Below are 21,296 nucleotides of genomic sequence, written 5' to 3'. Positions count from 1 at the left end.
GGCTGTGAACGAACCCATCGTCGCCCGGCACTGGCTCGCCCTCGCCGCGCCCAAGGCCGCGCCCGCGCTCGCCACCACGACCGTGCTCGCGCTGGCCCGGATCTGGAACGCCAACGGCGCCGAACACTCCGTGGGCAACGCCGTGTTGATGACCGCTCTGTCTCTTGCCGCCGCTGCGGCTGGCGCGTGCGCGAGCGTCGGCCGTGCCGGAGACCCCGTGCTTGCCGGGACCGCGTTTGCCGCCTCCGGCGGGCTTGCCCTCGCTGGGGTCGCCGGATACGCCGACGGGTGGTCGCTGCCGCTGCTGCTGTGGGCGCTGGCCACCGCCGTCGCCTACGGGCTCGCCGCGCGCTACTGGCGCACCGACCGGCGCGAGCGCGTCGCCTTCGAGCGGCACGTGAGCGACCGGCGCGAGGAACGCGCCCACATCGAGCGTGTCGAGACCATCCGCGGCACGACACAGATCGAGGTGGCCCGCACCGGCGCCGCCTACGCCGAACAGCTCGCCCAGGCGCTCGTCACGCGGGCCGCGCTGCCAGGCTTCGACCCCGCCGCCCTGGAACGCGCGGGACTCCCCGAACTCCCCACCGCCGAGGGGGAGTCCGCATGAGCGCGGTCCTGTGGCCCGTCACGGCCAGCATCGCCGCCGCCCTGAACGCCGCGAACGGCACTGGCGAGCACGAGAGGGCGATGCGGCTGATGAAGGTGACCGAGGAAGCGGGCGAAGCCGCCGCCGCGTACATCGGCGTGACCGGGCAGAACCCCCGCAAGGGCACCACCCACACCCCGACGGACGTGGCCGACGAATTGTGCGACGTCATCATCGCCGCCGCCGTCGCCCTGCACGCCTTCACCACCGCCCCGCCCGCTGTCCTGGACGCCAAGCTGCACGCCGCCGCCCGGCGGCTCAACGCCCACGCCCACACCCACACCGAAAGCGAGTGATCCCCATGTCCGTAGGCGAGACCACCATCACCATCGTCGGCAACCTCGCTGGAGACCCCGAACTGCGCTTCACCCCGTCGGGGGCCGCGCTGGTGAAGTTCTCCGTGGCCTCCACCCCGCGCAGCTACGACAAGACGTCCGGGCAGTGGCAGGACGGCACCGCGATGTTCCTGCGCTGCACCGCTTGGCGTGACCTTGCTCAGCACATCGCCGAGAGCCTGACCAAGGGCATGCGGGTGGTCGTCACCGGCCGCCTGCGTCAGCACAACTGGGACACGCCGGAGGGCGAGAAGCGCTCGATGCTCGGTCTGGAAGTCGACGACATCGGCCCCTCGCTGCGCTTCGCCACGGCCAAGGTCGAACGCGTCCAGCGCAACGGCGCCCCCTCCGGCCCGGCCGCCGACGCATGGAACACCGCGGCCCCGGCCGCGGGCGGATGGGGCACGCCCGCTCCGACCGCACCCGGCGGCGCGAAGTACAGCGACGAGCCCCCGTTCTAGATACGCCCGGGGCGGCCGTCTCTCACCACAAGACCACGGCCGCCCCGGTTTCCCCTTGTCCCTTCGACAGAACAGGAGACCTCCAGCATGCCCGAACTGGACGGCTCTGCCCAGCTCGCCGCAGCGCTTGACGCAGCGTCGCGCGACTGGCACGTGTTCCCCCTCATCCCCAACGACAAGCGCCCCGCGATCCCAAACTGGGAGACCCGCGCCACTACCGACCGTGAGCGCATCACCCGGTGCTGGACGCACGCCCCGTACAACGTCGGCATCGCGGCCGGTCCCTCCCGGCTGGTCATCGTCGACCTAGACCGTCCCAAGCACCCGCAGGACACCCCGCCGGCCGATTGGGCGGAGCACGGCGTCACGGACGGCACCGACGTGCTCGCCGTGCTCTGCGAGCGCCACGGCCAGCCCTTCCCCGCCGAGACATACACGGTCCGCACCTGGAGCGGCGGCAGCCACCTGTACTTCGCCGCCCCCGAGGGCGAGCCGCTGCGCAACACGGCCGGGGACAGCGCCCGCGGGCTCGGCTGGAAGGTTGATACTCGCGCTGTCGGCGGACTCGTGGTCGGCGCGGGCAGCACCTTCGCCGGGCGCCCCTACACGGTCGCGAATGACGCTCCGGTCGCGCCGCTGCCTGGCTGGCTGGCTGAGCTGCTGCGTCCCGTCCCGCTGCCTCCGCAGCGTCCAGTCACGGTCCCGCTGACGGCTCGCGACCGACGCGGCAAGTTCCTGGTCGCCGCGCTCAACGGCGAGTTGGCCCGCGTCACCAACTCCGGTCCGCACGAGCACAACAACGCCCTCTACATCGCGTCCGTCGCTCTCGGGCAACTGGTCGCCGGGGGAGAGCTGGACGCGCGCACGGTGACCGAGAAGCTCGCCGAAGCGGCGCTCAGCGTCGGCCAGGGCGAGCGCGAGGCACGCCGCACCATCGCCTCCGGCCTGCGCGCCGGAGCCAACCGCCCCCGAAGGGTCGCGGCATGAGCACCAACCCGATCCCCCCACTGCACCTGTACTCCGTGCCCAGCGACCCACAAGCAGCCCCGCGCGAGCTGCCCAAGCGCGAACGCCCCCGCACGGCTTGGACCGCCGACCAGCTCATGGCCGCGGACTTCCCGGAGCCGAAATGGGCCGTGCCCGGCATCCTCGCCGAGGGGGTCAACCTGCTCGCCGGACCCCCGAAGGTGGGCAAGTCCTGGCTCTCCCTCGGGCTCGCCCTCGCGGTCGCCTCTGGCGGGCACGCCTTCGACACGATGCCGGTCGACGGCGGACCGGTGCTCTACCTCGCCTTGGAGGACACCCCGCGCCGTCTCCAGACCCGCATGGGCAAGATGCTCGGGGGCCAATCGGCCCCGTCCGGACTGACGTTGGTCACCGAATGCCCGCCCTTCCCGCAGGGCGGCAGCGACGCGATCGCCAACTGGTTGGAGCGCAACCCGGAAGCGCGGATGGTCGTCATCGACGTGTTCGCCAAGATGCGCGGCCCCGCCCCACAGGGCGTGTCCGCCTATGACGCGGACTACGTCGCCGTCGGCTACGCGAAGCGAATCGCCGACCACTACGGCATCGCCGTCGTGCTCGTCCACCACGTCCGCAAGGCAGGCTCGGACGACTTCCTGACAGAGGTCTCCGGCACGAACGGCATCGCCGGAGCCGCAGACGCCACGCTCGTCCTGAAGCGGGCACGCGGGCAGGCGGACGGCATCCTGCATGTGACCGGACGCGACGTCGACGAAGCCGAGTACGCGCTTCAGTTCCAAGCCGCCTCCGGTGCCTGGCAGATGCTCGATGGACCTGTCACGGACCACACCATCGGTGACACCCGTGCGGCGATCCTGCGGCACGTCCGGGAGAACCCCGGCGCGCGCCCCCGGGACATCGTGGCTGCGCTGCCGCAGCTCGATGCCGAGAACGTCCGCCGCACCTGCTCGCGCATGGCTGCGGACGGACAGTTGACCAAGGATGCCGCGGGCCGGTACTACCCGGACACCGAGACCCGGACGCAGGGCACGCCGGGGGTGTCCCAGCTGTCCGACTGTCCCAATACCCCCACTGACCTGCACGAACAGTTGGGACAGCCCGGATCGGGACTGTCCCAGCTGTCCGACTCCGCTGGCGAAATCGGAGGCTGACCGTGGCGCGTGACGAGATGCTCACGATTTCCCAGGTCATCGATGAAATCGGCGTACCACTGTCGACCTTCTATCGCTGGCGACAGCAGAGGAAAGGGCCGAAAGCAATCAAGCTCCCGAACGGCGCCGTGCGGATTCGTCGTTCGGAATTGGAGCGCTGGATTGCAGCTCTGGAGGAAGCCGCGTGACCCACCGCAAGACCAGCGCACCGCAGGGCGCCCGCAATGGTGAGCGCCCTGCCGAACCTGAAGGGCTCACCCTTTCCACTGACGTCCGTATCTGGAAGATCAGCAAGATTTCCAGTAAATCGGCTCCTTACCAACTGCGTTGGGTGGTCGCAGGGAAGGTCTGCCATGCCACCTTCGCCACAACAGCGCTAGCTGAAAGCCGTCGGTCGGATCTCTGGAAAGCCATGCGTAAAGGCGAGGCTTTCGACGTGAAGTCGGGTCTCCCTGAGTCGGAGATACGGCAAGCACGAGCGGCCGAAGCGGCAAAGGCTGAGGCAAAGTCTGATCCCACATGGTGGGAGTTCTCACGCGAGTTCATGAAGCGACGTTGGCGCACTGCGGCAGCAAAGACGCGGGAAGGGTTTGCAGACAGCCTTGCCGCGGCAGCTTTGGGGATGCTCGCGGACAGGCCGGACGTGCCGGAACTTCGGGCGGTCCGGCGGGCCGTGCGATGGGTTGCCGTTCCGGCTCACGCGGACCAGGAGCCCCCGCCGGACCTTGAGAAGGTCTGCTCATGGCTCGCGGAGAACTCCCTCCCCCTGTCCTCGCTGAAGCGATCTGGCATCGCAGAGGATGTCCATTACCGGCTCGCCTACAAGCTTGATGGCAAGTTGGCAGCCAAGGACACGTACAAGCGTCGCCGTCGTTGCTTCAACGCGGCCATGGCGTACGCGATCCAGAAGCGATATCTGGACGAAAACCCGCTCGCCGGATTGGAGCGTCCGGCCACTGCCGCTAGCGGCCCAATCGACCCGCGAATCCTCATGAATGCCGTACAGGGGCGCGAGTTCCTGACAGCGGTCTCGTACGTGGGATCGGTCCACCGAAACCGGGGGAGACGCCTGGTCGCGTTCTTCGGGTGCATCCTCTACGCGGCGATGCGCCCGGCGGAAGTCGTGGCATTGCGGCTGGACGATTGCCACCTGCCGGAGAAGGGGTGGGGCGTGCTCACCCTCCGGGAAACACGTCCGGTATCGGGAAAGAAGTGGACAGACTCCGGCCAGCGTCACGACAAGCGGGGGCTGAAGATGCGGGACCCCGAGGCGGACCGCCCGGTGCCGATCCCGCCCATCCTGGTGGCGATGCTCCGAGCGCACGTGAAGGAGTTCGGGACAGCGGCGGATGGCCGGGTGTTCCAGAACGAGCGGGGCGGTCTGGTGGGCACGTCCAGCTACTGGCGTGTGTGGGAGGAAGCTCGCCCCCTGGCGTTCCCGCCCCACAAGGTGGCCTCACCGCTCGCAGGGAAGCCGTACGAAGGCCGGGCCACGTGCATCACGGACTGGCTCCGCTCAGGCCTCCCCGTAGCCGAGGTGGCCCGACGCGCCGGCACTTCGCCGGAGGTCATTGACCGCCACTACGCAGGCTGCCTCGACAACAGTGAGGAGGAGGACAACAAGAAGATCGAAAGGGCCATGGGCTGGGAATAGGGTGTGCCTTCGTCTGAGTGTGCAACCGCAGTGGTTGCACACTCACTGTCGGTCCAGCCACTCCATTAGGTCTTTGAGCCTAGGGAACACCTCGGTTTGCATCCCTTGCGGGAGATGGGCGGCATTCACCACATGGCTGGCGTAGCGTTCGGTGACGACGATGTCGCAGTACGGCACCGCGACACTCAATGCGTCAATATCGAAGACGTCGTTCGGTTCCCATGACTTCTCACGGTTGCGATGCGCAGCTTCTACCAGAGTTGTGTGGACGTCAGCGCTCGGCATGCAATCTGCGAAGGCTCTGATCGAATCTTTATCGGTGACCACGTCCTCGATTCGCTTGTCGCGATCGATCAGGGCCTTGTTTAGCGTATCGATGATTTCGAGAGAAATGTATCGACCTTGAACGACGTCCCGTAGACGGTTCCAATACTGCGGATCGTTATCGAGCCGCTCGGCCAGTTGGCGCTCCGACTCTGCTCGCTTTTCGGCGCTCCTCTTGGCAACGGTGGGATCCCATCCGTTTGCCGTAAGCTCCGGCACTTCGGCGTCAGCGGGTCCGCGCAACATAGAACGCTCTAGGTGTTGACGCGCATCTGCCAGCATCGCATCAAACGATTCGGGGCCGTCCGGCCAAGCAGCGCGGGCTTCTTCGGTGACGTCACCCGTGGCGGAACGGATATACAAGCCTCCGCGCATACCCATGGTGTGACCAATGCCGTGCCCTAGTAGGTTGAGGTCGGCAATGTGCGGCGAGTCGACGGAAAAGATGCGATCTAGTGCCGCTTCGACCTCTAGCCGCGCGATGTGAGAGTTGGTGAGCAGGGTGGTGAACCCGGACAGATCCTCCATCACGTCAGCGATATCGCCTCGCTGGCGCGGGTCCTGGATTCCTGCCATCTCCATGTAGTGGGTCAGGGAGAGGGGGAAGAGGTACTTCCCGGAGCTGGCAGCTTCTTGCACCGCAGTGAGCGCCGGCCGATAGATCTCCCCGGTCCTGTGTCCCGTAGCGGCTTTGGCTAGGCTGATCCAGTGGTTGAGGTCCAGATAGACAAGGCGCTGGCCTGCCTGCGGCCGGACTAGGTGAGTGGGCCAGGCGTATGCGGGTGCTTGCTTGCGTGCCATGACGGACATTCTGGCAACCTCCGGGCCGAGGCCGCCTCCAAATATGAAGGAAAGCCCCTTCGGGGCGGTAGTCCAGCGGCCCCACTGCCTGTGTGTGACTCACACGCCCCTCACACACGAGCCGTGAGAGACAGTGAGAAAGGGCGGGAGTCAGTGAGACTGACTCCCGCCCTTTTCTGTCGGCATCCGCCCTGGTCAGACCGTAGTTTTGAGTCTGTGACCGGCGAGTGCCCCCGGCAGGATTCGAACCTGCGCACACGGCTCCGGAGCCCATCAGAGACCGTTGCGCTGTTGGGGTGCTGACCTGCGGGGGAGGGGTGGCCGCGGTCGCTGCTGACGAAGATCATTACGTCCCTATTACGTGGGCGGCCTGTCGGGCGGTCGGTGCCGCCCGTATGGTCGAAGCATGATCTCGGGCAGCAACGAGGGACCGGACGGCGGCACGGAGTTCACGGCGGAGGGCCTGGAGCCCGTTCTCCGGGAAGCATGCGCGACGGCCGGACTCGACTCCCGCGGCGCCGAGTTGCTGCGGTTGGGTTCGAACGCGGTCTACCGCCTGGCGTCCTTACCGGTCATCGTCCGCATCGCGCGTGATCGGGCGGTGGTCGCGGAGATGGAGCGGGCCGTGACCGTGGCCCGGTGGCTTGAGACGCAGGACTTCCCGGCCATGCGCGTGCCGGCGTCGGTCACCCAACCGCTCGTCGTCGGCGGCCTCGTGGTGACGGTCTGGGAGAGCGTCCAGGAGAACGAGGAGTACGGGACGGTCGGGGAGCTCGCGGATCTCCTCCGTCGCTTGCACTGGCTGGAAGAACCCGAGTCTCTGCACCTGCCGTACTACGACCCGCTGGCCAAGGTGGCGGCATCCCTCGAAGGGCTGGACGGCATCTCGGCGGAGGACCGAACGTTCCTCGAAGAACGAGCATCGAGCCTCGGTAAGGACTACGACCGGCTGGACTTCGTCCTTCCCTTCGGCATGATCCACGGTGATGCGAGCATCGGGAACATCCTCCGCCACCGAGACGGGCACGCGGTGCTGATCGACCTGGATGGCTTCGCACTGGCACCACGCGAGTGGGACCTAGTCCAGACAGCGATGTTCTACGAGCGGTATGCGTGGCACAGCAAGGCAGAGTACGCAGAGTTCGTGCACCGGTACGGCTTCGACCTGATGAACTGGCCCGGGTACGAGACCCTGGCGGACCTGCGTGAACTGATGATGGTGGCCTGGCTCGGGCACCAGGTCACGAGCAGCGACCGGGCCGCCGCCGAGTTTGCTCGGCGAGTGGGGTCCCTTCGGAATGGTGAGGGCCGAGACCAATGGGGCCCGTTCTGACCGAGACGTTGGCGCGTCAGGAATCGGCCTGACCGCCAGCGGCAAGCCACAGTCGGTGGTCTCTGACCTGATCGTTGAAGCTCTGTACGTCCCTGTTGCTACCGACGCCTGCAAGGTTCTGCCGGAACTCGGCAAGGTAACTGATGCAGCGAGCCGACTTCAGCTGCTCGCCCAGGTCGAGGGCATCAAGGGCGACACGGCAGGCTTCCTCGACGTCGCCGGCGCGTAGGTGGGCGTCGGCCAGAACCATGGTCGCGAAGAAGTCGCTTCGCACATGGCTGCCGCTCATGGCGTTCTCGGCGTGGGCAACGGCCTTTCGGGCGCTGTTGACGTCGCGGAAGCAGTGGGCGGCCTCGGCAGCAAGTTCAGCTTCGTCGAAGTAGCTGATCCATTCGGGCTCGTCGTCGCTGTTCCGGCTCTCCAGCGCTTTCGTGGCTGCGGTCAGGGCCGCTTCGCATGCCCGTACGTCGCCGGTGCGGGCAAGTGCGCGAGCCTCCATGGCGTGGAACTGGGCACGCAGTGTCGGCGTGGCCACGGGGGAGATGCCCATGAGCGCCGCGCGGGCAAGCGTCGCGGCCTGCGTGTAACGACCGAGGAACGTCGCCTGGTGGCTCATGGCAGACAGGATGCTTCCGGCGAGCCGACGGTCGTTCGCATCCTGGGCCAACCGGAGGGCCTGGAGGAAGTACCGCTGCGCCAGGCCATGTCGGCAAGCGTCGTACGACATCCACCCGGCCAGGAGGGTCGCCTCTGCCACGGTGGAAAACAGAGCTCGCCCCACCTGCTCGGTGTACTGCCCACGTAGGAGTGGCGTCACTTCAGTGCTGAGGTACTGAACGGCTGCGTGCCGGGCATGGTCGCCTCCGAACCTGTCGTCCAACTCGGCGAACATGTCCGCCGTGGTCTTGACGGCGGCGACATCTCCGAAGCCGACGCGCATTCCGTCTCGACGCTGCCGAGGAACGGCCGGCTCGGGTGCAACCAACCAGCGGAGCGAGGCTTCGTTCCACGCGGGCTCGGAGGGATCGGCCTGCAGCAGGGGTTCATACCGGTTGAGGTCAGCGCGCCACAGCTGACCGACGGTATCGATCGCGCCTTCGGGGCTCGCCGGATAGCTGGCGTCCAAGAGCCCGGTGTCCCGCTCGCCCTCGTGGTTCAGCCCCAACTCGGCGGCGCTGAGGTCGTACGCCTCGCACAGCAACGGACCGTAGAAGTCGTCCGGCGCACTGTGGCCGTTCTCCCAACTGGCGATACGACGCTTCACGCTGGCGTCTGACGGGAGTTGGTGGCCGCGGCGGAGCGCAACCTGACGCAGCTCGCGTACCAACCTCGGCTGACTCCAGCCCCGGCCCGTACGGGCTTGCCGTAAGCGAACGCTGATCGGCTCCAGCGAAGACGTGACCGTTCCCTCCCCACCTGAGCACGGGTGCGACTTATGGGGCGCACGACTCTTTGGCCTCACGATCGAATGTACGCGCCGCGCGCTGCAAGTAACCGTAGATCGAGGGTTGTTGATCGGTGACGGGGGATGACGCGTCCACGCCTGACCCGTCATCCCCCGTCACCTCTCGTCATCTGCCCTGGCCAGGGTGGTGGCCCCGAGCCTGGACACAGGGCGGCATTGCGGCCGCAACCCAGTCTCGACCGAGGTGAGATGGCGTGCAGAGGATGACCAGGAGCGGCATGGAATGGCTGTCGGCGGCCGCAGACAACCCCGTCGAGTGCCGGCAGGTGTGGGCGGACGATCCCCGCATGCCGTGCCTGCTGCCGACCGGCCGCTACTTCGACGTGCTGAGCGTGGAACAGCGACTCGGGATGGAGATGTTCGATCGCCTCTTGCGGAGTGCGATGCCGTTCGGACCAACGGTTATCGACCGCAAGGCACAGCGAGTCGGATTCTTCCTCTCCTCGCAGAGCTGCGAGACCTTCACGCACTACCTCGAACGTGAAACGTCCTCGCCGCCGCCGTATCGGTATCTGAGCAAGGACTGTGCCGTCGTCGTGCCGGGCCCCATCCCGCTGGCCGATGACCGCTATCAGTGGCTCCGCGCGCCTACGCGTCGACCGGAAGCCAATCCGCTGCGCCCCGTCGCCCTGGCCACTGCGCTGGTCGCCTCCGCGGAACTCTTGGCAAGGATCGACCGCTTCGACGAGCAGTACCCGACGCCGTACGCGGCGGTCGCCGCGCTCTCCGAGGAGACGAGCACGGATGCCGACTGAGCCGACCGACGGGCGCGACGCTGCCGCGTGGTCACCGCTTGATAGCGACGGCTGGTACGCGGCCCGAAACGCGACCACCGCACTGCGAGACGTCCTCGTCCGAGCCGGCCTGGAGAAGGACTTCCCCTACCTGCGCGCGGACTTGAACGCCTTCGGACACGGCCTTGTAGATCTGGGCCGAGTGTCCCCCGCCACGGCCGAGCGTGTTGCAGAACTCCTGCGCCTGGCACTCGCGAGCGGCTTCGGCCGAGACCGTAACGACGACGGTGCCGAACCGACCGTCGCCGAAGAACACCAGGGAAGGGCCTGACATCATGACTGACCGGCGCGGAGTAGTGGCCAAACGAGCGGAGAACCTGGCGCCGGGCGTGCCCTACGTGCCCGGCTGGAACCGCGCACGACAAAGCGCCGGCGCCCTGGCCGAGCAGCTTGTGTTGCTCGGGCTGGACTCGGACTTCCCCGGCCTTGTCGCCGACGTCAACGTTTTCGGTGACGGGCTGGTCCAGCTCGGGGCCGTTCGTCCTGAGGCGGCTGAGCTCCTGGCGAGTCTGATTGTGGCCGGTCTGAACGCGGAATCAAGAGACACGACGGCAGGCATGCCTCTGTCTCCTCGTCGGGAAGCGCCCGCGGCTTGAACTGGGTCCCTCAGCGGTTCGTTGTCCTGCCGGTCGGCCGGGACCGGCGCCCCAGCGCCGCAGCCCGGACGACCGGCAGGACAACAGGTCGGGCAGCTCGCACCCTGCGACGCCACCTACCAGAGCGGCCCGTGACGGCCGGGCCTGTGGGGCTGAAGCGGAGTGGTCCCAGCCGCCGTGTGAGGGCACTGACGCGTCATTTACCTACATGAGGTGCAATGTGATGAATGAAGTAGAAGAAAGAAGCCGAAGCAAGAAGAAGAAACAGCAAGCCAGCCAGGACATATTGTCCACGTTTCCGAAGGTACATGCCAAGCGTTGATTCATCTCTCGCAAGGAGAATAGCCGCGGAAAATGCCACTGGAATCAGAAGTACGGCAGCATCTTCCGCAGCTACTCCTTGATTCGGCCTAGTCGACGGCTCTTCGTGCAATCCACGCACCCATAGGATTCCCACGCTAGCGAACGTGACCATAGCGGTGAGTCGGAACATCCACGCCATATTCCTGTTTAGGCGCAGATGGCATTTGACCCAGATTCGACTGGCACGATCTGGCGTCGAATCATGCCTTAGGTAAAGATCACCCTCCTTTTGCTCTTCGTCCGGGATTGCCTTGACTGGGTCGCACTTATCGCCGAGGACTTCATTATCTTGTGACCACCAAAAATGGTGGAACCTCGCAGCAGTATCCGGGACCCGAATGCTTAGATGATTCGTTTCAGCATCATTGAATGAGATCATCTTCCACGCCGTATATTTCGCGCGGAGGTGATGTTTCACTGTCGGAAGATATTCCGCCCGGGCAGGCTCTTTGGCTCTTTTTGTTGTGAAATGGAGTGGCCGCGTCTCTTCCATCATGACAATGAATGGCTCATCGCGGGGCACTTCACACTTCACGAAAACCATCCATCGAAATCCGCAGATCGCGTATTCCTGGAGAAATCTACGGGCGGCCTCTTTACTGTCATCATCCTCGCGGCGCAGGAAGACGATGCCCTCCTCGGCGTCCTCATGGCGCGGGAGGACGACGCCCTCCTCGGCCTCCCCGCGGCGCGAGAAGGTAAAACCCTCCTCCCGACGCAGGAGGACGACGCTCTCCTTGGTCTCCCCGCGACGCAAGAAGGCAATTCTCTCCGCACTCGACAGAGCGGCGGTCAGCTCTCCCAAAATTCCAGTGATCATTTCCTCCGTCAGCTGTTTGTTCTTCAGTTTTCGTAGTTCCTCCGCATAGTGCGGGAGTGCGATCAGAGGATTTTCAGGGGCGCTCAAGTAATCCGTGGGCTCAAGACGTCGGACAATCCTCCCGATCTCCTCACAAAGTCGTCCCCATTGGTTGTACGCTTCTCGCGAGACGTCAAATCCCAGAATTGGACGCCCGGTCACATGATCCTTGCTCGTCAGGTACTCCCATACCGCGTCTCTTTCCCTCGCCGAGAATTTTCCGTGCCGGATCCACTTTGCAAGCTTCCAGAATGTTGAACAGTTGCATTCTTCCCAAAGTTCTTTGTATCCACGAGAAGGAGTATAGAAAAGGGCGGCCAAGAAATCGACTAGACGGTCGTCAATATTCAACCCGATGGAACGCCCCAGGCGCTTCACGTAGAGGCCCTGGAGTCGAGCACCTTCCTCTAGAGGGATTCGATATACCTGCTTGCCGGCGACCGTGACACGGAGGTCAAGGATAGGTACTCTCGGGAGATATCCAACAGGAAGGGTTACCTCAACACTTCGCTTTTTTGGAGACTTTAACAGAGTAGAGTATCTCTTATCCTTCTGTGTAAAATCATCTAGACAAGTCGCCAACGGTCTCACGTGAATCTCTCGAACATGCCGCGCCCAAAGTGCGCTTGTCAGTTCGACTGTCTCAACTGCGCGCTGCCTCCACTCTGGAAGAGCTTCAAGCATGCGGACAGTGATTCGTTCATCATTGCTTTGGCGACCGCTTTCCACCATATCCACCCTACGTATCAGTGCTCCTGATGGATCATATGATCACAGGTATTCGCGCCCTGCACTCGGAAGTCACCCCTCTGAGTGACATCAACCGTTGGCTGCGGTGTCCATTCACGCTGTGGTCACGCTGCGGCAGGTGGGAGCCATGGTGTGCTGGTGAGTGTCGTGGATAGCGCGCATGGTGGTGAGGCTATGGTTATACGAGCGATTGTTGGACCGACCTGCGGTGGAGCGGCTTCGACATCTGATCGTCTGAGGATCTGGTCCGCGCGATTCCCCCTGCTTCCCCGCATAACCTGGCACGGTTCTGGCACGACCTCTTCGTCCCGAACTCTCGGCCGGGAGGTCACCTGTCGGTGTTCCATTGCTCGCCAGAAGCGCAGTGACTGACTGGACTAGGGCGCGCGCGATACAGCTTGGCCGACCGTCTCCGCCAGACGTGCCAGCTCACCGAGCCCATGGGCTAGTCAAGAACTGTCTTCTTGCCCTGGGTGTTGCCGGGGATCTTGGTGAGCTGGGTTTTTGCTGGTCAAGAGCGGTGAACTCGCGCGCCTGATAGTCGTCGTTGGTCATCTTCGGTCACTGTCGAGCGACCTCGGACGGCCCAGGCACGGCCCAGCTCCTTGGTCTGAGTGGGCGGCCCGCCAGCCTCAGCGCGAGGGGCGTCTCTTCGGGGGCACCGGGCCCGGGATCACATCCTTGCCCAGGTGTTCCTTGATCAGGTACTTGAGTTCCGGTCCTTCGATGAGCTGGAGCCTGCCATGTTGGCGGGCAAAGTCGTGGCTGGCCCTGCCGAACCACGATGTGGTGATCAGAATCCCCTTGGCAGCACGCTTGTGCTCGACCACTCCTGCGAGCGCCTGGACGGACTCAACACCCACGAGCTTGCTGTAGCGCTTCGCCTGAATGATGCACTCACCGTTGAAGACCGGGTCCTTGCTTACGGCCACCGCGTCAACGCCCTCGTCCTTTGACGCTTGGGTGTTCCATGCCTCCATGCCGATCGCCTCGAACAGTTGGCGAATCAGGTGCTCGAACTCGGTGGGCGTCAACTTCACCAGCACGGGCCTGCTGTCCAGGCCGGCGACTACATCCATGCTGTCCATGAGCCGGTACTTCGACAGGTCGAACTCGACGATGGGGCGGATCGGTTCGAGATCGTAGGGGTTGGGAGACACCAGAGCATTGAGTCCCCTGAGGCACTGCGCTGGATCAACCTGGCTGAGACGGAGCTTCCCAAACTGCTCCCTGCTGGCGCTGAGCGTCACCAGACAGGGTGAGACCTCTTGACCGGTGGCCCGGTCGATGGTTCTCACGTGGCCGTTCAGGATCACGCCATTGACGATCCGGTCTGGATCGCTCGTCAGGACCTCATGCACTGTCCTCAGAGCTACTTGTGCCAGGACGGTGGCGTAGATCTCCTTGCGCTCCTTCTCTGGACGAGGCAGCACGGTCGTCTCGTCTCTGTTCTTCACGTACCGGTAGCCCCGCGCAGTAGGCACGATTGCCTCAGGCGGCAAGTGGATCTCAACGAGTACGTCACCAGTGGCAGGTCGAAAGGCGATCCGATGCTCGTGGAGGAAGCCCAATGGGTACTTCGACGCATCCAGAACAGCCCCTAGATGAGCCTCGACCGCCGCGGGCTCCCCGGCCCTGTACGCCTCGCGCTCCTCGTCCAACTTCCCGTTGAAAGTCGCCACCTCGTCAAGGGCTTGCGCTTCGGCCTCGCGATGCTCGGCACGCTTGCGCTCCAGCGTTGCCAGCCGCTTCTCCTCGGCCCGCCTGTGGCGCTCTTGTGCCTCGCCGAACCGCACACGCGCTTCGGCAACTTCAGCTTCATAGCGCTTCCTTCCAAGACCCAGGACAGCAGCTAGACCGCCAGGCTCCGGTGGCGCGAACTCCTCCCAGCGCGGCGAAGGCTCCGGACGGGACCAGGGACGCTCGTCTAACTCTGTTGGCGTGTGCGTCCTCCGCCGGCGCTCGAAGGTCGTGGGCGGATCCCCCACCAACGCGTCACGGAGCAACTGCCCGAGCTGCTCGACCTCGTGCTCGACCCCGATCGTGCGCACCTGCGCCTGCTCTGCCTGCTGCTCCTGATATGCGGCTTTACGCTCGCGCTCCTGCCGCTTGCTGGCTGTCTCAGCGGCCTTGCGCTCCCGCTCCGCTTGTCGTGCCTGTTGCTCCTGGGCACGTCGTAACGCTTGCTGCTGCCGCTGATAATCGCTACCTCGGCCGCTGCCCCGCTGCGCCACCTGTCTACCCCTCCCCTGGCCCTACTCCGCCACAGGGCTGCATTCCCCTTCCACATCGCAGAATCACGCAGGGCAGGAACGTCACCTATGCCGGACGGCACGGTGCATCGTGGACTCAAGTCGTTTGTGCCTCAACCGACGACAGTCAGCCACGATGGCGGGTTTGCCAACTGATCAGGCGCGCGTGTGCCTCGCCGCGGTCCCACTGGCCTCAGCCACGCTGCCGAGGCGTCGTCGACCGGAGAAGCTGGGACGACTGGTCCGTGAGCACACTGCCTGAGCCATCAGCTTGGGAAGCTCGTGTCTCCTAGCCCCGGTTGCCCTGCTGACCTGCGGCCAAGGGCGCTGATGGCCTGGTGGCCCGCCGCTCGATTCCCCCTTGTTCCCCGTTGTTCCCCGTGCAACCTGGCACGCGTCTGGCACGCCGCCCTCTTCGTCCGAACGCGATCACTCACCCCCCTAACGTGGCAAACATGGCTGATGATCTGCGCCTTCCGGCATTCACCGTCCAGGCGCGTCCATGCCGGTCCGGCAACGGCTGCTCTTTCTGGCCCCCCAACGGAGGTATCACTGAGCGCGGCAACGCCATTGAACCGGAAGCCCCCACTCCACCTCGGTGCTCGTCGAACGTCTTCCGCTCGGTTGTCATGTTGATCTAGCCTCGTCAAGTTGGCTGAGGGGTGGGGGCACTGCCTATGGTCGAGTTAGTCGATGCCGCAGGAGCGAGCGAGCCGCGCAGGAGCAACATCGAACCTGTCGACCCGCTGACTTTCACCGGCATGATGGAGCAACTCCAAGAGGGATACGTCGCGAGCGTGGCGGCGACGGCAGGCTGCACGATGGAGACGGTGGACAAGGACTACTGGGGCGCCGATGTCCAGTTGATTCGCCCTCCGCGTTCAGCGCTTGAAGAAGAGTCCATGGTGTTCGCCCAGCTCAAGAGCACCACGACCACGTGTCCGGATGGCAGCAAGGATTTCTTCAGTTACCAGTTCACGAAGCGCAAGTACTTCGATCACATGGTGAAGCCGAGGAAGAACAACAAGGCCATCCTGATCGTTATGACGATGTCGCCGCGCCAAGCCGACTGGACTACGGCAAATCACGATGGGCTGCTGACTAGGCGAAGCTGCTACTGGGTATACCTGGAGGGAGTGCAGGCTCCGTCGCATGTTCAGAAGCCCACGGTGCGTATCCCAACGAGGAACCTTTTAGACGCTAAATCTTTAAATTCGATTCTTGACAGGATCGATAGGGGTGAGTCGCTGCATGAATAACGTCACGATCCCCGCTCACGTCGATCCTGAACGCCTAGGAGCGCTGCTGACAGAAGTTGGCTGGCAACAGGTGGGTGGACGCCGGGGACTTTATAAACGTTTCCTTCCGCCAGGGGGAAGCTCATCGGGTCTCGGGAAGTCGAGCCTCGTCATCCCCTTAGATAATTCCGCCCCCGAGTTCTCTGAACTGTTGCGCGCGGCCTTGCTGCAGATTTCCCAAGATCGCGAGCTGTGGGCGCGCTCAATCTATCCGCGCCTCGCCGTCGAAGCTTCGGATGAATTTCGGTTTCGAAAGGAATCTTCGGCCCCGAGCGGTCTCATTGAATGGCGAAGTGGAGAGGCGCTAATCGAGTCGGCGAGGAAAACGCTGATCGCAGGCGCCAAGTCCTACGTCAGTCCGGGGCGTCACTTCGTAAATCGTAATGGCCGTTTTGCTGGAAGGTACCTTGACCAAGTGCTGATGGGGCAGACGGCTCCGGGTAGCTACATCGTGACGGCCTACGCTCCGCCAAACGGCTACGTGTCGCTCGCTTCCGGTAGGGAAGGTGGCGCAGCGATTATTCCGGAAGTGGGTGCAGCGCCCGTCCGTGCAGTAAATCAAGCAGTGGTTAGGGCCCTCGAAGCCACCGTTGAAGCGCTAGAGCACTACCGCACCAGTAGCTCCCTTTCTGGTTTTGAGGACGGTGTGAGTCGTGGAGTCTCCTATGAGATGACCAATGCGGTTCTAGGCATGGCTAGTCATGCAGACGCTGCTGATATCTCGATCGAGTGGGACTCCAGCGCTCCAGCTCCTTCTTTGCCTTCACATTTCGAGTTCACCAGTGATGACGTGGAGCCGTTAAGTAGGGCTGCAGTCCAACTCTCCGAGGATCAGGGCACTCAGGTCGTTACTATGGTTGGTAGGGTCCACTTGCTGACCAAGAAGAATGTGGGTAGCCCTGGCGTTTTCGGAATCGAATCTCTTCTTCCTGGATCCCCGCGTAAAGTACGCGTCCGACTCAGGGACGAAGAAGACTACCATGAAGCTATTCGTGCTCACGAGGAAGAGCTTGCGCTTCAGGTCAGCGGAACCCTCGAAAAAGAAGGCAATCTGAGCTGGCTTTACCACGCGACAGTGATTCAGACTATGGGGTCCATTGCGGACTATGGGGCCCGGCCGACACCTAAAGGAATAGATGTGCCAGACGGGCAACTGGATCTATTTGAGCGTGGTGGTAATTCCTCGAACTGAGCTGAGCACCTAGGAACTTGGCTGGGCGCCGGACCTTGGCTGACTTTTTCTCTCATCTGCGGCGATGGTGCACAGATGGCGCTTAGAAGATGCGGGCATATCCCAGTTGGCTGGGCCAGCGGATCCGTGGGGCTTCCGTGACAGACCGTCGGGTGTCGTCGTCTGCGCTCGTTGCCGTCGCTGCCCTCCGGCCCTCTATACGTGACCACCGCTTTACAAGTTCGTGCTCGTCCAGCTCCGGCGGGGCCCGGTGTCGCACACGACCGCCGATTGCCGCCGGCGTCCGCTGCCGTTGATGTCACTCGTGGATGTCAGACGTCCAGCTTCGGGAAGGGGCAGACCTCCAACGGCTCATCCGGCCGGTCAGCCCAGCCCCACCAGACATGCCGACCGGCACACCGCCACAGCGCCCGACAAGTCCGCCGGCCGTCATCCTCCCGCTTGCAGAGCACGAAGCCGCCGAACTGCATGGATTGGCTGCACTTGGGACAGGCGGGGGCTTCAACGGTCATGCGGAGTACCCCAACGAGCCTCAGCCGACGACAATCAGCCACGGCGGCGGGTGCGTTGACCGGTCAGGCGCGCGTATGCCTCGCTGAGCCCCCACCGGCCTCAGCCACCTGCTCCCTGAGTCGTGTCGCCTCCGAGGCCGACGACAAGCCTTCAGCCAACCTGGTTGCCCAAGGTCGCTGGCCCAGCCAGCCACAACTGATCATCGGCAGCCGTGACCTGCGGCTGCCTAATCGATCAGCGCTCTGACCTGCTGCCGAGCTGTCGGCAGCTGTCGACGCTGGTCATTGTTGAGCGCCCTGCCACGGCCCGAGGACGGCCCGGGAGGGCGCTCGCGTACACGGGGTTTTTGGACGGTGGCTTGGCACTCGAACAGCACCGGATAGCACAGCGTTGCGCCACGTAACCGACGCGGACGAACTACAAGAAAAGCAACGTATGGCTCGTAGGGCGCCGATAAGATTGAGCATCACAACCGCCGCACGGGCAAAGGGGCTACGAAAGTGCAGCTTTCAGGACTGTCGGTAAAGAATTACCGATCCATCAAACAGACCCCGCGCCTCAACTTCGGAGAGTTGGCGGTTCTGGTCGGTCCTAACAATGAGGGGAAGTCTAACATTCTCCGAGCGGCTGTTATGGGCATGCGAATACTGCGCCGTTTCGGACTGATGGGATCCGCCAGAACTAACTCGCCCAGCACGCGGCTTTCCAGCAGGCAATATTACGACTGGTTTGAAGACTACCCGAAAGATCTTCAGGAGAAGACTCCGAATGGTAGTACGATAATTGATTTTTGGTTTGAGTTGGATGATACAGAAAAGGCTCTCTTCAAGAGTCAGATTGGAGTCAGCCTCAAAACGGAACTTCCGATTCGCCTAACGGTCAACAAGTATGTAGATTTCACCGTCCGTAAGCAGGGGCCAGGCAAGGAAACGCTAAACCGGAAATCTGGGCAAGTGGCGAGCTTTGTTGGTCGCCGCCTTCGTATCGAATACGTCGGCTCGGTTAGAACTGCCGCTGATGCTACAGAGGTCATCCGAGAAATGTTGCGTGACCGCATCACTGAAGCTCTCGATGCCGAACAATACGAGAGTCTTGTGCGTCAACTTTCAGTCGCCGTGACTGATGCCATGAAGCCGCTGGCAATCGAATTGCGCGAGACCCTCAAAGATTTCATCCCGGACATAGCTGACGTTCGCATTCAAGTAACTGAAGGCGGTATCCTTGACGGACTAATCGACGAGACAAGGGTGCTCATTGATGATGGCGCTGAGACCGACCTAAGGCACAAGGGTGATGGTGTACAGAGCCTGGCGGCTTTGGCCATGGCGCGGAAGGTGGCCGACAGCGGGAGACGTTCGTTGATCCTGGCTATTGAGGAGCCGGAAGCGCATCTGCATCCGAGCGCTGTGCACAGGGTGCGCCAGGTCGTGAACGAAATCGCATCGAAGCAGCAGGTGATTTACACGACCCATAGTCCGCTACTGGTGGACAGGTTCAAGCTATCCAATAACGTCATCGTACGGGGCAGTAAGGCTGCACCAGCGAAAACGCTAAATGAACTGCGTGATGTTCTAGGAGTAAGAACTTCGGACAACCTCGCACAAGCTGCCCTTGTGCTGATTGTTGAGGGACTTACGGATCGCCATTCACTTGAGGCTCTGATCGCAAACAAAAGCGCAAAGCTCAGGACATTTATCGCTAGTGGTGGACTTTCCTTGGATTACTTGAAGGGGGCCTCCAATCTGCTGCCCAAGCTGGACGGATTGCGACAGCAACTTTGCCAATATCATGTCCTGTTGGATCATGACGACGCTGGGTTGATGGCCGGAAGGAAGGCGCGCGATGCAGGTCTGCTTTCCCCCAAAGAGGAGACCTATACTATAGTTCCTTCCATGAAGGAGTCCGAATTCGAAGATACTCTGAACGTCGAGCTGTATAAGGATGAGGTCTCCAAAGCATTTGGTGTTTCGTTGGACGTGCCGGAATTTAAGAGAGAAAAGAGTAAGTGGGGTGACCGAATGGAGGCTGCTTTTCGGTCGCAGGGTAAGGTCTATGACACAAGCGTGGGCACGCAGGTGAAAATGCTAGTGTCGAGGCTCGTGGTTGCGAATCCTGGCTCTGCCTTGCACCCTAGGCGTGCAAGCAGCATTGACGCTCTCTGCTCGCAGCTCGAGAATCGTATTGATGAGATGGAGTTTTAGCGAATCACTGCGGATTTGAGACACGCGAGGTCGGCGGAGTGGCTTTGGGCTGGAGCTGATTTGGCGCGAGTGATCATGGCCCATTACGCTAGCCAGCGGATCGGGCAGGTTTGTGAGCCTGCCCGTTAGTGCCCGATCTTGGGCCGTGATCTTCGAGGCTCGCGCCAAATTGGCTGCCTAAAGCCGTGGAGCCGACCGGCCCAGCCACAGTGGGTGTTTCCCATTTCATGCCTGCAGCCGCCGAGCGCGCCGCCGAGCGCGCCGCCGAGCGCGCCGCCGGGCGCGGCCAGCCGGGGCGCAGACAGGAGGCAGGCCGCGCCGCAGAGGCGGCGCGCGCCCGCGCCGTGCGCGGGCCTTGATTACGTGAGGAAATTCTGAGCCAACCGGGGCTCAGCTACAGCTTGAAGGACAGTTCCAACTCGTCGCCCGGCAGGTGGAACTCTTCTAGAGCCAATGGCTTGTCTGCCTCCGCGAGCGTCACACGGATGACGTGCATGAGGGGCACCCCGTCCGCGAGTCGGAGGGCCTGGGCTTGGTCCGGCAAAGGCATCCGGGTGCGGACGTACTCCGTGAAGTGCAGGGCGTGGCCTAGGCCGGTGAGGGCGCTGTAGAGCTCCGGCGCGGGCGGTGGTGCCTCCTCCTCGTACTTGGTGTCGATCAAGACGGAGAACGGTACGTACGTCCTGTGGAGTTGGCGGAGACGGCCGTGGTCTGCCGTCTGTAGGGCGTCGTACGTGAACATCGGCTCGCCCGGCGGGATACGGAGTAGGTCCGCCAGAGCCAACGGGGCGTCGGTGCGGGTGGCTACAGGGGGCTCGGCGTCTGTCCAGCGGATGCCGTCGGCCTCGACGTAACGGCCGTCGGGGGCCCGGCGTACGCCGCGCGGGCGCGTATGGCTCGGGCGGCTGTGGGGGGAGCGAGCGAAGGTGCCGCGGCCCATGATGGCCTCGACGAGACCGGATGCCCGTAGCTCGGAGAGACCCTGACGGACTGTGGGACGCGTCACGCCGAACTGCTTCGCCAACGCCTCCTCGGACGGGAGCGGTTGGCCGGCCGGGAAGGTGCCGTCCAGGATGCCATCGCGCAGGTAGTCGGCGATCTGCCGATACTTCGGCTGCGTGTTCTTCGGCGGCATGCGGGCCCTCCGTGGCCGTGGTCTTTGCGGCTGTGCGTCGTCGTAGACGGTTTGTTTACAGGCGTGCACAGCTTCTCGCATCGCAAGGTCGGTTGACAACCCGTACTACGGGTTGCACTCTTGTCTGCGTCACCCGTACTACGGGTGGTCTAGCAGCCCGGAGGATCGGCCTTCGGGTGCCAGAGA

Annotated in this window: 19 protein-coding genes; 14 read left to right on the top strand and 5 right to left on the bottom strand. The window is 63.5% G+C overall.

Features of this window, described 5'->3' with window-relative positions; genetic code table 11:
• Positions 1-4: 4 nt before the first annotated feature.
• The 7 genes from ABZZ74_RS26755 to ABZZ74_RS26725 all read left to right on the top strand — a co-directional run bounded on the left by ABZZ74_RS26755 (position 5) and on the right by ABZZ74_RS26725 (position 5,234).
• Entirely contained in the window at positions 5-610 is a 606-nt protein-coding gene (locus ABZZ74_RS26755) for a hypothetical protein (RefSeq protein WP_356769044.1), read from the top strand.
• On the top strand, positions 607-945 hold the full coding sequence (locus ABZZ74_RS26750) for a hypothetical protein (RefSeq protein ID WP_356769042.1): 339 nt from the start codon (positions 607-609) through the stop codon (positions 943-945). Before ABZZ74_RS26755 ends, ABZZ74_RS26750 begins: the two co-directional genes overlap by 4 nt.
• 5 nt (positions 946-950) lie before the next feature.
• Complete coding sequence (locus ABZZ74_RS26745) at positions 951-1,445, top strand: single-stranded DNA-binding protein (RefSeq protein ID WP_356769040.1); 495 nt, start codon at positions 951-953, stop codon at positions 1,443-1,445.
• Positions 1,446-1,532: 87 nt separating this feature from the next.
• Positions 1,533-2,432, top strand: a complete 900-nt coding sequence (locus ABZZ74_RS26740) for a bifunctional DNA primase/polymerase (RefSeq protein WP_356769038.1) — start codon at positions 1,533-1,535, stop codon at positions 2,430-2,432.
• Entirely contained in the window at positions 2,429-3,580 is a 1,152-nt protein-coding gene (locus ABZZ74_RS26735; RefSeq protein ID WP_356769037.1) for an AAA family ATPase, read from the top strand. Before ABZZ74_RS26740 ends, ABZZ74_RS26735 begins: the two co-directional genes overlap by 4 nt.
• On the top strand, positions 3,577-3,768 hold the full coding sequence (locus tag ABZZ74_RS26730; RefSeq protein WP_356769085.1) for a helix-turn-helix domain-containing protein: 192 nt from the start codon (positions 3,577-3,579) through the stop codon (positions 3,766-3,768). Before ABZZ74_RS26735 ends, ABZZ74_RS26730 begins: the two co-directional genes overlap by 4 nt.
• Complete coding sequence (locus ABZZ74_RS26725) at positions 3,765-5,234, top strand: site-specific integrase (protein ID WP_356769035.1); 1,470 nt, start codon at positions 3,765-3,767, stop codon at positions 5,232-5,234. Before ABZZ74_RS26730 ends, ABZZ74_RS26725 begins: the two co-directional genes overlap by 4 nt.
• A 42-nt stretch (positions 5,235-5,276) precedes the next feature.
• On the opposite strand, the gene ABZZ74_RS26720 is transcribed toward ABZZ74_RS26725, so the two are convergent.
• Entirely contained in the window at positions 5,277-6,359 is a 1,083-nt protein-coding gene (locus ABZZ74_RS26720; RefSeq protein ID WP_356769033.1) for a hypothetical protein, read from the bottom strand.
• A gap of 406 nt (positions 6,360-6,765) precedes the next feature.
• On the opposite strand from ABZZ74_RS26720, the gene ABZZ74_RS26715 reads away from it, so the two are divergent.
• Positions 6,766-7,692, top strand: a complete 927-nt coding sequence (locus tag ABZZ74_RS26715) for an aminoglycoside phosphotransferase family protein (RefSeq protein WP_356769031.1) — start codon at positions 6,766-6,768, stop codon at positions 7,690-7,692.
• 16 nt (positions 7,693-7,708) lie between these two features.
• Here ABZZ74_RS26715 and ABZZ74_RS26710 read toward each other — a convergent pair whose 3' ends face one another.
• Positions 7,709-8,956 carry a hypothetical protein gene (locus tag ABZZ74_RS26710; protein WP_356769029.1) on the bottom strand — a complete coding sequence of 416 codons (1,248 nt, stop codon included), beginning with the start codon at positions 8,954-8,956 and terminating at the stop codon, positions 7,709-7,711.
• A gap of 395 nt (positions 8,957-9,351) precedes the next feature.
• Here ABZZ74_RS26710 and ABZZ74_RS26705 point away from each other — a divergent pair, with 395 nt between their 5' ends.
• The 3 genes from ABZZ74_RS26705 to ABZZ74_RS26695 are packed head-to-tail and all read left to right on the top strand — an operon-like array spanning position 9,352 to position 10,547.
• The gene (locus ABZZ74_RS26705; RefSeq protein ID WP_356769027.1) at positions 9,352-9,912 is read left to right on the top strand and encodes a bifunctional DNA primase/polymerase; all 561 of its coding nucleotides are present in this window, start codon (positions 9,352-9,354) and stop codon (positions 9,910-9,912) included.
• The gene (locus ABZZ74_RS26700) at positions 9,902-10,222 is read left to right on the top strand and encodes a hypothetical protein (protein WP_356769025.1); all 321 of its coding nucleotides are present in this window, start codon (positions 9,902-9,904) and stop codon (positions 10,220-10,222) included. The genes ABZZ74_RS26705 and ABZZ74_RS26700 overlap by 11 nt, the downstream gene beginning before the upstream one ends.
• Before the next feature lie 4 nt (positions 10,223-10,226).
• Entirely contained in the window at positions 10,227-10,547 is a 321-nt protein-coding gene (locus ABZZ74_RS26695; protein ID WP_356769023.1) for a hypothetical protein, read from the top strand.
• Positions 10,548-10,743: 196 nt separating this feature from the next.
• Here ABZZ74_RS26695 and ABZZ74_RS26690 read toward each other — a convergent pair whose 3' ends face one another.
• Both ABZZ74_RS26690 and ABZZ74_RS26685 read right to left on the bottom strand, forming a co-directional pair.
• Positions 10,744-12,453, bottom strand: coding sequence for a hypothetical protein (locus ABZZ74_RS26690; RefSeq protein ID WP_356769021.1), 1,710 nt, complete (start codon positions 12,451-12,453; stop codon positions 10,744-10,746).
• 698 nt (positions 12,454-13,151) lie between these two features.
• Entirely contained in the window at positions 13,152-14,753 is a 1,602-nt protein-coding gene (locus ABZZ74_RS26685) for a restriction endonuclease (RefSeq protein ID WP_356769019.1), read from the bottom strand.
• A gap of 695 nt (positions 14,754-15,448) precedes the next feature.
• On the opposite strand from ABZZ74_RS26685, the gene ABZZ74_RS26680 reads away from it, so the two are divergent.
• From ABZZ74_RS26680 to ABZZ74_RS26670, 3 genes are all read left to right on the top strand, one after another.
• A complete protein-coding gene (locus ABZZ74_RS26680) occupies positions 15,449-16,030 on the top strand; it encodes a DUF4365 domain-containing protein (protein ID WP_356769017.1) in 582 nt (193 codons plus the stop codon).
• Positions 16,023-17,261: a hypothetical protein gene (locus ABZZ74_RS26675; RefSeq protein ID WP_356769015.1), complete on the top strand. Its 1,239-nt coding sequence runs from the start codon at positions 16,023-16,025 to the stop codon at positions 17,259-17,261. Before ABZZ74_RS26680 ends, ABZZ74_RS26675 begins: the two co-directional genes overlap by 8 nt.
• Positions 17,262-18,274: 1,013 nt before the next feature.
• On the top strand, positions 18,275-19,975 hold the full coding sequence (locus ABZZ74_RS26670) for an AAA family ATPase (protein ID WP_356769013.1): 1,701 nt from the start codon (positions 18,275-18,277) through the stop codon (positions 19,973-19,975).
• 394 nt (positions 19,976-20,369) lie between these two features.
• On the opposite strand, the gene ABZZ74_RS26665 is transcribed toward ABZZ74_RS26670, so the two are convergent.
• Positions 20,370-21,110, bottom strand: a complete 741-nt coding sequence (locus tag ABZZ74_RS26665) for a GntR family transcriptional regulator (protein ID WP_356769011.1) — start codon at positions 21,108-21,110, stop codon at positions 20,370-20,372.
• Positions 21,111-21,296: the final 186 nt, after the last annotated feature.

Source organism: Streptomyces sp. NPDC006476 (assembly GCF_040612015.1).
In the GTDB taxonomy this organism is placed as follows: Bacteria; Actinomycetota; Actinomycetes; order Streptomycetales; family Streptomycetaceae; genus Streptomyces; species Streptomyces griseorubiginosus_B.
This window is presented reverse-complemented; position numbering and strand designations above follow the sequence as displayed.